The sequence below is a fragment of the Spirosoma panaciterrae DSM 21099 genome, assembly GCF_000374025.1.
Taxonomy (GTDB): domain Bacteria; phylum Bacteroidota; class Bacteroidia; order Cytophagales; family Spirosomataceae; genus Spirosoma; species Spirosoma panaciterrae.
The window spans coordinates 115,729-131,181 of sequence record NZ_KB893217.1 but is presented as its reverse complement, the minus strand read 5'-3'; the positions used below and the strand labels follow the sequence as shown (position 1 = coordinate 131,181).

The window sequence follows — 15,453 nt, the reverse complement described above, 5'->3', positions numbered from 1 at the left end:
TTTCTGTGGGAATTAAATAAGTATGTATGCATGCATCAGGTTGTGAAGGAAAGTATAGCTTCCCTTGGCCATTAGTAGATCTATGAAAACTCTGGCCGCCAACTTTCAAAATGAAAACGATGAAGCGGAGACCTCCCTCCAGGTTTAAGCATTTATTCTTAACAAAAGAAGTATTGAGTCATAGAAGAAAAAGTCGATGGCTTGTGCTTTAGCTATTGATTTACGTTAAACGTATAGGGAATCTCGATGAGGGTTGTGGTGCCCTGCTCACTGGCATCGGTCTGCCAGTGGGCATGAAGGTAATTTACTCTTGCTGCTATATTTTTCAAGCCTATTCCTTGACTCTTTATCTTCTTCAGAGGTAAGCTATTGCCAGTGCCATCGTCTTCCACTACCAGACTGAGCCGGTCTTCGTGAAACAACAACTGCACGAATACATGTTGAGCCTGGGCGTGTTTCTGTACATTGTGTATCAACTCCGACAGAATCCGATAGGCATTTAATTCTACATCGGAGGGGAGCCGTCGGATCTCTCCAAAACTAGCAAACCGGAAGCGGAAATCGTTCAGGGAATTAATGAGTTCCTGCACACTCTCAACCAGGCCAATTCGCTCAAAATCAGGGGGCATCAGATTATGAGCAATAGTCCGTACTTTAGCACCGGCCTGAGTGGTCACCTGCTGAATTCGCTGTACTTTTTGCTGGAGTTCTTCCAGCGATTGAGTTTGCAGACTTTGGGAGAGCTGGTGGCTGATAGTAGCAATGGCACCGCCCAGGTCGTCATGCAGATCGGCGGCAATACGCTGTCGTTCGGAATCCTGAGCGTTCAGGATTCGGACGTTTGCTTCGGCACGGGTTTGAGTTAATTGAAGAATGGCTTCGCTCCGGCGTTTTCGAAGTTGCTGGGTATACAGCAGTAATACCAGTACGCCAATCAGAAATAAGGAAGTGCTACCTACGTAGAACAGGCGATTGCGTTGCAACTGAGTTTCCCGGTACAGACGTTCCTGCTGAAAATGATTCTGTAATTGTTTTTGCTGACTTTGCTGACGAGTCAGGAGTAACTGTGCTTTCTGGTTGTCGATACGCCGTTGTTGTTCAGTCAATAATGCTTTTTTCGTCAGTGCATCAGTGTGTATTTTAGCCCGTAATCGATCTAATTCGGCTTGTTTTTGTAGGGTAAATAAACGTTGTGCCTGTAAGGCTTGGGCTTGTTCGTGCAGGAGCGTTTGCCTGTCTAGTTCATTCTGTTTTTGAAGGGCTGCTAATTTATTGGCTTCCAGGTTTTGAACGGCTGTGTCGCGCAGGGCAATGTATTTCTTAAAGCATAGTAAGCTGTTACCCCAGGCTTGCTGATGTTCGTAAATCTGGTATAGTGCCTGATAAGCTCGTTGAAGAGCGGGTTTAAAGATTTTTTTATTCTGAAGAATTTTTTGTGCATAAACCATCGCAAGGCTATCCTGCCGCAGACCCGCGTATGCACAGGCTAGTACTGACCAGTTATTAATTATGGTGGTGGGCGAACTATGACTAATCTGACTCCAGATTTGCTCGGTTTTTCGGGCATAGATCAGAGCGTTACCATAGTATTCATATTTTATGTACAATTCGGCCAGATCGCCATATACATACCCGAAATTAGACAAAGGCTGATCTCTGGTTAATAGTGCCTCAGCGGCCAAGTAATGCTTTTCGCTTTCTGCAAAATTATTTTGACGGTTGTATAGTAGACCAATATTTTGTTCTATATCGACCTTGAAGCCGATTGTTGGAGTAGGTGGCAGGCCACTCCCTTTGGCAAGCCGGGCTTGCGCCTGCTGAAGATAACGTAAGGCTCCATCATAATCGCCAGCCAGACTATATAATGTACTAAGATTCAGGTCAACTCGCCAGCCAATGAAAGGGTCCTGGTTTCTCTTTTCGAGTAGTGCCAGGATGCCAAAATTGATGCGGAGAGCCTGGGTATTGTCTTTTTTGACTGTTCGGTAATAATCTTCATGAAGCAACGTCCCTTTAACCTGGTAAAGTAGATTCTGGCTTTTTTGGGCCTGCTGGATTAAGATATTTCCATAGTAATAGACACTGTCGTAACGTCCTGGCCACCATCGATATATCCTCCCTAAAAGGAGCAATGTTTCAAAGCGTAAGGTGTCGTTGTGGGAAGATTGCTGATGATTGGTCAAGCTGTTGTACCGTCGCTTGGCGAGACGAGATATACTATCCATGTACTGTGAATCGCCCCGCCGATCAACTGTAAACGAAGGTAACGAAACGAGCTGTGCTTCTACAGGTAGGTATAGTCCCAAACATACTATGAAAGCAAGGTAAGCTTTTACGGACCCCATGGATAATCAAGCTTGTTATAATAAAAGGGACTTGAAGTAAAGCATAACGGAATCGGTTAAAGAGAAAGCATCGTAGTATTGATCATTCTGCTGACGCAATGAAGAAGTGGTAAGGTACTGTCATTCATTTGTTACTACAAAATAATAAGCAGTAAAGGGATAAAAAAATCCCCCTCGGGGGGGATTGTCTGTTGGTAATCAGGCGGTGAACTTTGCCCCGTTCAATATAGACTATTCACTCCTCAACGTCATGGAATAGTATAAACGCTATACTGATGCAAAGGCAGGGTCTCAGATTTAATAGCTGGAAACCCAATCGAAAGACTACATCTGCACCATTTAATTCTGATCATACAGACTATGAAACGCAAACGATTGCTTAGTTTATCAATTGGCTTGGCAAGCAAAATCCGGTTAAGTATCGTGCTGGTAGCGCTCATGGTTTGGCAAGGGTGCACGAAGTCGGGCGATGGGGTTACGCCTGGTAAAGACCTGACAGATTCCAAAGAAATTTCAAAAGTGATGGTCTTTCCGGATGCTACCCGTGAAACGGGTACTCCTCCAGCCGAAACCAAAACATCGACTACACCGGTCATTACAAATACTACACCGGAAATTACGGGAGTTAGTGGTCTGGAAATGGGCCTGACTATGAAGTATTCAAATGCCGTAGGGAACATAAACTATATCTATGTTCAGGTGAACGGGGCCAGCGATTATTTTAAAATCCCTGTCAAAAGCACATCCGGTACTAGTGGTGTAATTACCGTGCCTTTTAAGATTCCTGATAATGTGAACATTCCGAGCTGTTCGGGCAGTCAGCTCACCATCTGGGCTACAACGTATAATGGAGCCTGTAAGCGGATAGACAATACTACTTGCTTTACCTCGAAAGTGCCACCAGCGCGTGGTCAGGGCAACGCAAGCATCGGTGGAAAAAACTACAATACAACGGCCGTCTGTGACATAAAACTCCCCGGCTATGGAACTGGGTATGGTATTCTGATCAATGATACACAGATGATCGTACTGTTTAATCTCAAACAGGGGTATACGTCTCTGGTCGATCTTGTCAATGGTAATTATGATCCCTCATCTGGTGTTCCCTGGGCAGGGTATCTTAATGAAACGGACTTGTACTTTTCAACATCCGGTACTGTCAGCTATAATGGGAAAGTGATTTCTGTTTCGGCCAGTTTAGAGAGTTTCGAAGGGAAACGCCTGAAAATAACGGCATCGGGAAATTGCCAGTAAAACGGGTCTATTTTAGTCTACGTGCATTCGTTTTCAATCGTTATAGATCGAATACTCGTATTCCATTTCTACTTCTGAATACATACAATACGGATAGATGTAATTTCTTCTTAGTTCACACTTTTCTCATGATACTCCTTCGTACAAGCCTGGTTTTATGCTTATTGTGGATTTCTGCTTGCCGATCCAACGACGTAGATCTATTAGCGTCGGTGGATATGTTTTGGCAACAAAATACACTACCTGGCTCCTCTAACCTTTATACACATTCTGTGAGAGGTAATACTGATACGTACATCTTTGGAACGTATGACTCGCAAAAACGCCCCAGTGGTATAACATCGGTTATCTTGAAGCAACGTAACAGCGATACTGTTCAGGTAATCCTGTACAAAGACAAAAAACCAGCATTTCTGTATTGTGTTCTTGCCAAAACAGGAGAGAAACTTAATGCGATCATTGAACTGCAAGAAAAAACGCCTACACGAGTTGTGATGCGAACGTATAATTACGACTGGAAAACGCGCACAGGTAAAACACTTTCTGAGATTGCGTTTGAACAGACAGCTCAGGAAATAACGGCGCAACAACAGTTTATCGCCGGGCAAAATGGGGGGCGTCTGGTGGCCAATGGCGAGCAGCCTAGCGATGATGTAGGGAAGCGAATGCAGGAGATTTTTAATGATCGGGTTCGTCAGGATAATAACTCGCGTGGTGCCCGTATAGCTGCTCTGGCAGACGACGATGATATTAATCCCTATGAAGGAATACAGCAGCAAATCAGTGAAAGCGTAGAGTCATTTCAGAATAAAATTATAAGTATTGGTAAAGTCGCACTTACAGGAGGAGTATTATACTGGGCGATAAATAATCCGGATACGGCTATCAAAATAGTTGGTGGAGCTGCTCGGCTAATTGTAGGAGTGGGTAGTGCAGTTGGAGCAGCTTTGCCTTATGTAGCCATAGGGGTTTTGGCGGCACTGGCCTTTAATGAATTCAAGGAAACAGTTAAAGCCATCGTTCAGTGGGGCAAGCTTTACTATCAGGACTATAGGCTAAGGCACAGTACTCAGGAACTGCCAACCTCATCGGATGAGCTTGCGAATTACCAAACGATCAATACGGATAATATACTCCTTAATCAGCCTACCGCTTGTAATATTCTGGCAAGGTCGGGTGGTACAGGAGTTACCAAAATCAGCTACAACGTCGGTATGAATCCTGGTGTAGTAACAATCTCCTACGAAATGTACACGGTGCCCGACAAGATGGAAGTCTATTATAATAGTGCCACGCCCGTTGCTTCGACTGGTGGTTTTGTGAGTGGGTCTGGAACCGTATCGTTCAAATATATCCGTACAAGGGATACGGATCCTACCGAAATCTATATCGTCATGACAGGGAATAGCCAGAGTAGTACCCAGTGGGATATTACGGCTCGTTGCCCTCAATAATGCCTGTTGAAAGACGACAGATTTCTTAACCGATGTTAACTAAAAACCTATTACTCAAATGGAACAACGTTTATGTATTTTAATCAGTCTGTTGCTTATGGCTGGTTTTACCTTCGCTCAGACGGCCAGTAAGCCTGATGTTCTCTATAAAAAAGACAAATCGACCATTCAGGTGATTATTGAAGAGGTAGGCGACAATGAAATTCAATATCGGAAAGCTTCCAGCCCAACCGGCCCATTATATGCAATTTCTAAAGTCGATGTGCTTAAAATCGTTTATAACAATGGAGATGTCGAACAGATCAGTAACGAATCGGCTACACCTTCTACTGCCCCAAAAGTAACCTCGACTAAGCCAACTGTCAGTAAGCCAGTGGCGGCTTCGCCAGCAAAAGAGGCTCCAGCCAAGGCACAAAAGTCGGCGGTTGTTACAACGTTGCCCTCGTCTTACTTTGGGATAAAGGCTGGTGGTAATCTGTTTACAAGGTCGGTGCCTAGTGGCTACAATACCCCGGGTTTTAATGTAGGTTTTCACGGAGGGGTGTTTGCGGGATTTGGCGGGAAACGACTCACGTTTCAGCCTGAAGTACTATTTACCCAACTGAGTACAACCTATACCGTTGCCGACGCAACTACCCAAACGACTAACCAACTTATCACGGTACCATTACTAGTCAAATACGCCATTGGCGAGGGGAAGTTGCGCCCGTTTTTGCAACTAGGTGGTTTTGGACAATTTCTGCTGAGTTCAAGTTATTCGACTACAGTAGCCGGGCAAAGCCAGGGAACACAGAGTCTGAAGTTTGAAAGCCTGGAGGGGCGTATCGAATACGGAGCCATTGGCGGAGCTGGCGTGGCCTATTCGTTGGGCCGCGTGCAGGTTTTATTAGACGCCCGGTGGTATCATGGCCTGGGAGTCAATCTTAGTCCCCAGCCAACGTCAGGCTTCATTCGGATGGGTGCCGTTAGCTTGGGGATGGCATTCCCATTGGGCCAGAAATGATAACACTATCCATACGCTAAATCGGTACGATCATGTCTATTCGAGCAAGTTTATTACCTGTTTTATTCCTATGTACTTCATACTTAGTGAGTGCCCAGGAAATGATCTATCTGGCTGATGGAAGCCAGCAACCTTATCGGTTAGTGGAAGCTAGCGATGGGCAATTAAAGTACGGGGAGCCCAAAGGGAATCGAATTGTTAAACGGCCATTTCAACGAACCGACTTCCTGTTTGCATTTAATGCACAAGGTAAGTACTTACTGCCGGATGAGATAAGTACCGATCCTGAGCAGGCTCAAAAGCAATTCAATGAATTTTACGTAGCATCGGGTTCTACCTATGATTTGCTGATCAAGGCTAATCCCGCTAAACTTATTCAGGGCACTATCTCATACAATAGCAACGAGGTAATCAATTATAAAACTCCTCAGGGAGTGCCCGGTTCGTTTAAAAAAGCTGATTTAATCGCTGTTATTTATCGAAATGGCCAGCACGAACTGATGGCGTCAGCTGCTGAGGTAGCACCAGTATTAGTCGCGTTAAAGCCTCAACTACAGCAACAACGAGCTAAAACACCAGCTCCTAATCCATCACCCCAGGCCGGATGGAATCCAGTCCCTGTCAATCCGGAAACTCCTACAGCCACGAGTAAGGTGGCCTCCCAGCCAACGACTTCAGGTAAACCGGGCCTTTCGGATGATGAACTGCTTAGTTACCGGGATAAGGGGATACGTCGGGTAGAGGAATTTGTTCAGTATCTGAATATTATATCTGATAAAAGTATATCGCCCGACGAAAAAGATAAAGCAATTGATCAGGCGTTGACGTTATTTTTGCCAGGTGCCACTATCGAGGTCAATTCTGTCAACCGGCCTGGGGTTCGGCAATTGAAGATCAAGGATTATCTAACCCGCTTAAAACTACTACCCTACACATCTGTCAGGATCGAATGGAATGAAGTCAATTATGTAAAAGAACTGACGCAGGCTGCCGATGGGAATTACTACGGGGTTATTTCAGGGCAACAGAAGTTTGTTGGCTATGGGTCGGATGGTCAACATGTTAAATATCAGGATGTGACACAAAAGAATGCTAAAGTCATGCTACAATCCTATCAGAAATTGGTAGAAGGCCAGGAGCAGGTGAACTGGGCTGTATTGCTGGGTAATATCGGTGTAGCCGTGAATTAAACGAAGTTAGCGTGTGAAAAGTTGGGTCATAGTGGTAGCACTACAGATGGGCTTTTCTTCGTATGCTCAGTGTTTGCGTATAGAGGGGATCGTTAGAAATGTTTCTACTGGACAATCTATTGATAAGGCAACTATTTACATCCACAAGCGCACAGAACGTACTGCCCTGGTTGAGCAGGTTGTTACAGGTGATTTTTTACTCGATCAGCATTGTAACGTTAAGGAGTTAGAGATTCGGGCAGTGGGCTTTTATCCGTTGAAACTGCCATTACTTGCCACACCGACAACAAATGGCAGTTATTTTGTTCCGCTGCTCCTAACGCCTGTAGACCGTCAATTGACTGATCAGCCTTATGCGCAAAGTGCCCAAAAAGACTATCTTATGACGGGTAAAAATCAATCGACTGCTAACCGGGCAACGCGACTTTTCAAGGTAGTTGATGCGATTTCGGGTAGTAACCTGGCTGCTAGTCTGAGTTTCTATTTTACAAAATCGGGTATGAAAAAGCACCTGTTGATTCACCAGGGCCAGAAAGCGGTAACAGTTGTTTTCAAAGAAACCGACATTATTGCCATAGAAGTAAACGCAACGGGATATGACGCCTATCGTGGGAATCTGATTCTGGATCGATTGGATAATCGTACGCAGACATACGTGCTTCGTCTCAGCCGTGCTCAGACAATTTTATCGGTCTATCAAGTTGATTCGACCCGGCAACTGCGCGCAGTTTGGCGGCCAGGTATCGGCCAAATGGTGTCTTTTCAGACGAAAGGTGCTCAATATCAATACTTAATCGTACCTGCTGGTAGTTCGGGCCAAATAGAAGTTCGGGATCACGAGAACCGATTAGTCAATGTGTGGAATGTGGCACCAGCGCCGGGATTATTTTGCTATGCGACTGATGCACAGGAAAAGCCATTTTCATCGACTTTTGATACTCCTGCCGACTGGCCTGTCATTTACTTCGATCAGAGTGAGTACAAACTGCGCCAGGATATGCGTCCTCGTCTGGATTCGCTGGCTTTCTGGCTTAAGCATCATACAGATACAATTGTACGTATTACGGGCCATACGGATAATGTAGGAAACGCGCAACTCAATCAGACACTGTCTGAATTCAGGGCGCGTGTAGTAAGCCAGTACCTACAAAATCAGGGTGTTCAAGCCCACCAGTTGGTTTGCCTGGGTATGGGCAATAAAAAGCCAGCGGCCCTCAATGATAAAGAAGTGAATAAATCCCTAAATCGACGAGTTACGGTCGAATTGGTGCTGTCTGGTAATGATTGAAAAGAGAACTGTCATGAAAAAAGTACTCATTTGTCTTCTGCTCCTGCTCCCGTTCTCCTGTAAGCATGAAGGCGTTTCCACTACACCCAATCTGGCTGGGGGCGGATTTATGCTTTCGAAAACGATAGCCCAGCCTCTCGAAATTCTGACCATAGTGCTCGATAAACCATCATCTACGCCCAATCTGGATGTTCGGTTAGGCACAACGTCGCTTTCAACCATAAAAATAGATGATAAAACCTATGCCTTTCAGGTACCGGAAGCGACCCAGCCGGGCAATTATGCCTGTCTGATTCCAACAATTAATCAACTTGTTCAGGTCACTATCCAGCAGCCTACCCCAATAGCCGATCCGGTAACGTATACACAGGCGTATCTGAAATTGGCAGCTACGCAGTTCGAAAAAGCAAAGGCTGTCCAGGATAGTCTCGTCAAGTATAATTTGATAACGGCAGCCACCCGGACTCAGGAGCAAAAAGCTATGGGGCAAAAATTAGATGACGCTATAGCCCAGTTCAACGCTCTAACAGAAAAAGATAAACGGGCCTGTGCTCAGTTTATTGCCGCTAACCGGGCTCGAATCGACTCGCTTCATAGCCAGATCATGACGATGGGAACCATGCCTTCGCTTAAAAATGGTAGAGTAATGGCGGATTGTCCAGTAAGTCCCATTGATACTTATACAGAGTGTACAGCGCTGAAGCTAAAGAAATTGAACGCTGAAATGCGAAGCGAGTTGTTTTTTCTGATTGCTAGTCTGGAAATTGGTCAGCCTGTGTTTGCTGCTGCATTCGGAGTGTTGTTTTTGATGGATTTATACACGCTTTTTGAAATACAAAGCTCATTTGTTAATTTATTAAGCGTGTATTCAGGAGAAGATCCCGAAGCAACCGTTGAGGCTAAATCGACAGTCAAAAATGGTGATAGCCGAATAGTGTCCTATCTGATGCCGTTTATTAATATTCACAAGGATATTGACAAGAAATTAGTTAGTCAAAGTATTCAGGAGTTTATTGCTTCGTTTGAATCGATAAAACAACTTGTTGATACAAAACTTGGGAGCCTTATTCCACTAAAGATTGCCCTTCCTTCGATACGAAAAGGAAAGAAACTGCCCGAAGCACTGGAGAAACTATCCGTTAAAATACTAAATAATCCGAAAGTGAGTGCAGTTCTTAGTGATTTTAAAAATGGTCTATTTCGTTTGTCGTTTAAAACAGATGAAAAAAGTAGCCAGCAGTTTGATTATAAGCTTTCCTATCAATATGCAGGAAAAGAGATAACAAAAACAATAGAAAGCACCACCTTAGTGGTTACAGGGACACAAGTAGACCTAACCGACTGCCAGATAAAAACCAGCGATGGTATTCCGATAATAACCCCTGGCGAAGCAGGGAAAGCGTATACTTTTTCGCTGGAAGGAACCTGCAAATTTCCGAGAGCTACCCTCTTTTCCTGGAACTTTGGCGATGGCACAGCCGATGTAGTCGATGCCGATATTAATCAGGTAAAGCATACGTATAAAACGGCTGGAAACTACACGATTAAACTCAGGGTGCTAACCCAGGAACCCGGAACCGATTATATCTATTTTGAAAAAGCTGTATCTATTAAAGAGCCTGATAAGCCTAATTTATTATCAGATTACTACATCACATTTACGATGAATAATACCGTTTATACGGCCGATGTACCACTAACTACTGAAGGTAGTCTTGAGTTTAGTTCACTAGGTGCAACAGTACAAAATGGGGTGAAAATGAGCTGGGTATCTCTGATAGGTCGCTGGTATTTGCTCAATAATAGATTTAGAGATCTAATGCATATTGAGTTCTTTAACGGAGTATTTAAAGGAATAGGAACGTATATTACTGGAGATCATTTAGTGACAGAGTTTTTTACTGGTACACAAGATACATATTATAATGCAATTTTCAAAAAAGGTCCCTTCATTAGCCCGGAACTACGAATTAATGGTGTGTGGTATTTAGGTAAAAATGGAGGAGAAGTAATTGTCTCGAAATATGAGAAAGGGAAACTAATTGAAGGGACGTTTAAGTATATGGTTGATGAGTACATCAATAATCAAAAAACTGGAAAATCTTACGAGGTCGTGGGCGTATTTAGAATTGCGAACCCATCCTAAACGCAATTTAGTTATGCCTGGATCTATGGTTTTATGTTAGAGGAACTGGTAAATCAAGACTATAAGATGTTTGTTGTGTATAAAAATTATACGTTAGCCATACTGACGAAAATCAATATTGGCTTTGTATTCTTTTTGATATTCATAGCGCTGGCTCATTCTACAAGTGCTCAGGATACACTGCGTCAGCGCGATGCCGAAGAAATTAAACTGCTCGCCCAGCGAAAAATAGAGAAAGGTTTGAATGACTTGCTGAATACACTGACCTTCGACGAATTGGGGGAAGCCGAACGAAAAGCAATTATTGTCAATAGCTATTCTACAGGTAGTATAAATCGTATATTTTACGACAACAAAACGATTGTGGAAGATGATATTTTACCTACTCATTTTTCGGGGCAAAATGCCCAGGATTTTCCCGTCGATAAATACCTGGCGAATCTCGATTTGTTTTACGTGAAAACTGCCGAACGTTCGATTGATTTTCAGAATATTTCAGTTTCTAATCTTAAAAAAAGTGGTTATATGTATGTGAAAGTTTTTTTTACGTCACTTTTTAGAGGTAAACATACGCAGGCAGCAGAATCGTATCGTCCGACAAGGCGTGTGGCGGAGGTAAGAGCTGAAAAAGCAGGTAGAAAATGGCTGGTAAGTATTTCGCGGATTGCCTTTTGGTCGGAGCGGGATTCGCTAAATGCAATCCAAAATGATATAACGCTTATGGCGGCCGATTCCTCCCAACTTTTGAGCGATGAAGCAACCCGCTTGGAAAAGCTGCGTAATCAGGAACGGGAACAGGAGCAGAAAGCATTGTCAACCTACAATTCCTGGCTCACAAAAGGTGAAAAGGCGTTTCAGAAAAAAGACTATGAGGCTGCCTTTGAGGCTTATACACAGGCTGAAAAGCTCAATCAGTACGACGATTTATTGCCTAAGCGCAAGTTGTACCAGCTTAAACTGGCGTTTGAAAAAGCGCGCCAAACCGAAGCCGATCAACTTCGTGAGTATGCTATTAGTGCACAAATGGCTCGTAATCAGCGTGATTATGCCAACGCTATTCGCTATTATCACCAGATTCTGGACAAAAAACCTGACTCAACGGCACTTCTGGCAATCATTCAGGAACTGACGGTAAAAGCCAATGCGAAGGCAGAGTATGATGAAAAGTTTGCGGCTGGTCAGTATAAAGAGTTAATCAAAAACTACGACCGCATTCTAAAGAAAGATAAAGCCAATCCTGACTGGTATCTGGGGCGGGGGCGGTGTTATGCAAAATTGAACGATGACGATCAGGCGCTGAAAGATTTTAATCAGTCTATTACCCTCGATTATGCCAATCTGGCGGCCCTCTGGCAGCGGGCTGAATTATATACCCGCCGAAAAGATTATCCGAAAGCTATTGCCGACTATTCGACTTATCTGACTATAAACCCGAAAAGTGCCGATGCGTATGCCCAGCGAGCCCATTTGCGTACATTAACGAATAATCTCAGGAATGCATCCGACGATTACGACAAGGCCGTTTTGTTTGGCTCCAATAATGCGCAGCATTTTTTAGATAGGGGCATATTTCGTCAGCAGGCTAATGCGCATCAACAAGCTATAGACGATTTCTCTCAGGCGGTTAGGCTCCGGCCCGATGATCCCTATGCGTACTTCAGGCGAGGCTTGTCGTTGGCTAATCTGAAACAGTTTGCCGAAGCAGGTGCTGATTTCGACAGGACTAAACAGTTGAAACTGCCTGTTCAGCAGGTTACCGCAATTGATTCGGTTGGTTTCCGTCTGTATGACTTGGGCGTATCGCTTAGAGAGCGGAAACAATATACGGAAGCCATTGAACAACTGACGAATGCTATTTATACCCGTAAAGATTTTCCATTAGCCTACCACGAAAGGGGAGTTTCTTATCTGGCAATAAAAGACTATCCGAAAGGAATCGATGATTTCGTTGCCGCTACCCGATATGATTCCAGCCGAACCGACACCTATACCTATCTGGGCGATGCCTGGGCTGCTTTAGCTACCTATGATAAAGCGGCTGAAGCTTACCAGAAAGCTCGGAAGCTAGCTTCTGATAACTACCCTGCCTATATGGGTGAAGGCGATGCATTGATGCGTACAGGACGATTTGAGGATGCTATTGCTGCCCTTATACGAGTGAAATCGGCTCAGCGTAAAATCGAAAAAGCATATCCTAAAGTATTCTTTCGGGATATGAATTTTCGCTTAGGACGCAGCCAGTACGAAATTCACCAGTATAATCAGGCACTCGAAAGTTATGAGGCTTGCCTGGATATTGACCCGGCCTATAGTGATGGGTATTTGAACCGTGCGCGTGTTTATGAAGCACTTACAAAATTTCAGCGGGCCATCGATGATTATCAGCGGGCTATCGAATTAAATCCAGGTGTTGCCTCTGTTTACTTCGCTAAAGGAATGGCTTTAGAAAAAAATAAGGAGTATGAAAAAGCCGTACGTACGTATAGTGTTGTTCTGAATAATAAACCCAGGTCGTTGCTCGCCGATAGTACAATCGCTCGCCGAGGTATCTGTCTGTATCAAATTAGTAAGTATGCCGATGCCTTGCAGGATTTGGGGCAGGTTGCCGAACAGGCAGATACAGCCATTTGTGGGTATGATTGTTGGCAGATGGCAGGGATAGCGGCTATTTATGGTGGTAAAGCCGATAAAGGAATCGATTATTTAAAAAAATGTTTGACCTCTGCCTCTTATTCGGGTGTAGCCCAATATGGTATTGCCTGTGCTTATTTGCAAAAAGGTAACGAGGCCGAGTCGCTTCATTGGTTCGAGCAGGCGTTTAAAGAGCAAAGCCTTTCGGCCGCATTTGTTCGTAAAGACAAATTAATAGATGCAATTAGAAAGGATTTTCGGAAACGAAAAGAATTTCGCCAACTTCAGGAAACATACTTAAAGTGAGAACTTGGCAGTTTAGTTCTCATACGGAATTTCAACAAGGGTAGTAGTTCCTTGGGCGGTAGCCTCGGTTAGCCAGCGGGCATGCAGATAATTGACTCTTGAGGCTATATTTCGTAAACCGATTCCTTCGCGTTCTTTCTTCTTTTTGGGTAATCGATTACCAATACCATCATCTTCTACTACTAGAGTCAGTGTATCTTTATGATATAAAAACTGCACTAAAAAGTGCTGAGCCTGAGCATGTTTTTGTGCATTGTGAATCAATTCTGATAAAATACGGTATATATTGAGCTCAATATCCGGCGAAAACCGTTTGGGTTCACCAAACACAAAAAAGCGGAAACGAGGATCATTCAACGAATGGACTAATTGTTGTGCACTGTCGACTAAACCAATCTGTTCAAAGTCTGGTGGCATCAGGTTGTGAGCTATAGTGCGGACTTTATCTCCGACTTGTGTAGTAACTTGCTGGATATGTTGCAGCTTCTGCCGCAATTCCTCGAAGGAGTTAGCTTGCAGGCTTTGGGTAAGCTGGTGGTTAATAGAAGCAATTACCCCACCTAAATCATCATGCAGGTCAGCGGAAATGCGCTCCCGTTCAGAGTCCAGAGCCATTATAATCGCTTTCTTTGTTTGACTCAGTTTAATAAGTGTTGCTTCGCGTTCTCGGATTAGCTGGTTAATTACACCGACACCCAGCACAATAATCTCGGATAGGGGGGCATAATAGCGGAGATAATAATGCCAGTCTTGGGTGGCTATCAGGTTAGCACTATTTAGTACGCGAACTACCACAATAAACAAAAACGGAGCAATGGCTAGCAGATATAAGCGGGCTTCATAGCTTCCTCTCGCCAAGCAGCTTAATAAGTAAATAAAGGTGAAACTGGCGGTTATACCCGTAATAATCAGTGCGATGTCTGCGGTTCGTTCTTGGAAGGGAGTGAACAGTACATATAAGAACCAACAAGACTGAACGCCAACGGCGGCATAGCAGGCCCATTTTAGCCACTGAATGGGTTGGGGGAGCCGCCTATAAACGTATTCTTGCGTAAAAAGTAGATTAGCAATGAAACATACCGAAGCCCCCAGCGCATAGCCCTTGATCTGGTTGAAGGGTTCGGGGGCATAGTGTGCTAGAACACCCTCGATGTTCAGATTGTAAACAGCTGTTCCTAAGGCCTGTACAGCATAGAAAAACCAAATACGTTTGTGGGAAGTTAAAAACAATACAAAGCCAGCCGTTGCAATAAACAGCAGAATTACAGCGGGCAGAATCAGAATCGTAGTTTCGGTAGCATAATAATATTCATAAGCGGTTTTCTCCCAGATGCGGATAGGAGTAATCAAGGTACCACTGCTTTCCTGAGCGCGAATAAATACACGTACGACTTGGTGTGGCTGTAAATTCAACAAAAAAGCGAAATAACGTGAGGGGATTTCCCGATTCCAGAGCGGTACACGCCAGCTATCGTGCTCAATTCGCTTGATGATGGTTGCTCCATCCATTACATACAAGCTCATTTCATCAGCATACACAATATCAACCTCTATCACAAACTGTCTGGCCAGATTAGGCTTATTCTGGCAGGTAAACGTGAGCCAGTGGGTAAGCCCATCGGTACCAAAATTTGGGTGAGATGTACCAGTAGGGCGAAAATCGGCTAGTCTCAACTGATCGATAGTGCGTGTGCCTGCCGAGTCGGTGAATGCCATCAGGCACTCCGGTAGGTAAGAGCCGTTCGATAGGCTATCCAGATACAGACAGGGCTGCGCCTGGCTACTAAAGAATAGTAGAAAAAAAAGCAGGCTTAAGATAATCCTTCGCATGCAAGT

General features: G+C 44.2%; 9 protein-coding genes. 7 read left to right on the top strand and 2 right to left on the bottom strand.

What is annotated here, in order from left to right:
- Positions 1–212: 212 nt before the first annotated feature.
- Positions 213–2,225, bottom strand: a complete 2,013-nt coding sequence (locus tag B153_RS0128060; RefSeq protein WP_157634928.1) for a tetratricopeptide repeat-containing sensor histidine kinase — start codon at positions 2,223–2,225, stop codon at positions 213–215.
- Between the two features lie 480 nt (positions 2,226–2,705).
- Here B153_RS0128060 and B153_RS0128055 point away from each other — a divergent pair, with 480 nt between their 5' ends.
- From B153_RS0128055 to B153_RS0128025, 7 genes are all read left to right on the top strand, one after another.
- Positions 2,706–3,599, top strand: coding sequence for a hypothetical protein (locus B153_RS0128055; protein ID WP_020600078.1), 894 nt, complete (start codon positions 2,706–2,708; stop codon positions 3,597–3,599).
- A gap of 350 nt (positions 3,600–3,949) precedes the next feature.
- Positions 3,950–5,053 (top strand): hypothetical protein, encoded by a 1,104-nt coding sequence (locus tag B153_RS36970; RefSeq protein ID WP_157634926.1) that lies wholly within the window; start codon positions 3,950–3,952, stop codon positions 5,051–5,053.
- A 58-nt stretch (positions 5,054–5,111) separates the two neighbouring features.
- Positions 5,112–6,056, top strand: coding sequence for a porin family protein (locus B153_RS0128045; RefSeq protein ID WP_083928261.1), 945 nt, complete (start codon positions 5,112–5,114; stop codon positions 6,054–6,056).
- Positions 6,057–6,088: 32 nt separating this feature from the next.
- The gene (locus B153_RS36065) at positions 6,089–7,246 is read left to right on the top strand and encodes a hypothetical protein (protein WP_063672869.1); all 1,158 of its coding nucleotides are present in this window, start codon (positions 6,089–6,091) and stop codon (positions 7,244–7,246) included.
- Between the two features lie 13 nt (positions 7,247–7,259).
- The gene (locus B153_RS36965; RefSeq protein WP_157634924.1) at positions 7,260–8,534 is read left to right on the top strand and encodes an OmpA family protein; all 1,275 of its coding nucleotides are present in this window, start codon (positions 7,260–7,262) and stop codon (positions 8,532–8,534) included.
- A gap of 13 nt (positions 8,535–8,547) precedes the next feature.
- On the top strand, positions 8,548–10,680 hold the full coding sequence (locus B153_RS0128030) for a PKD domain-containing protein (RefSeq protein ID WP_157634922.1): 2,133 nt from the start codon (positions 8,548–8,550) through the stop codon (positions 10,678–10,680).
- Between the two features lie 33 nt (positions 10,681–10,713).
- A complete protein-coding gene (locus tag B153_RS0128025; protein ID WP_020600072.1) occupies positions 10,714–13,617 on the top strand; it encodes a tetratricopeptide repeat protein in 2,904 nt (967 codons plus the stop codon).
- A gap of 12 nt (positions 13,618–13,629) precedes the next feature.
- On the opposite strand, the gene B153_RS0128020 is transcribed toward B153_RS0128025, so the two are convergent.
- Positions 13,630–15,447: a sensor histidine kinase gene (locus tag B153_RS0128020; RefSeq protein ID WP_020600071.1), complete on the bottom strand. Its 1,818-nt coding sequence runs from the start codon at positions 15,445–15,447 to the stop codon at positions 13,630–13,632.
- Positions 15,448–15,453 lie beyond the last annotated feature (6 nt).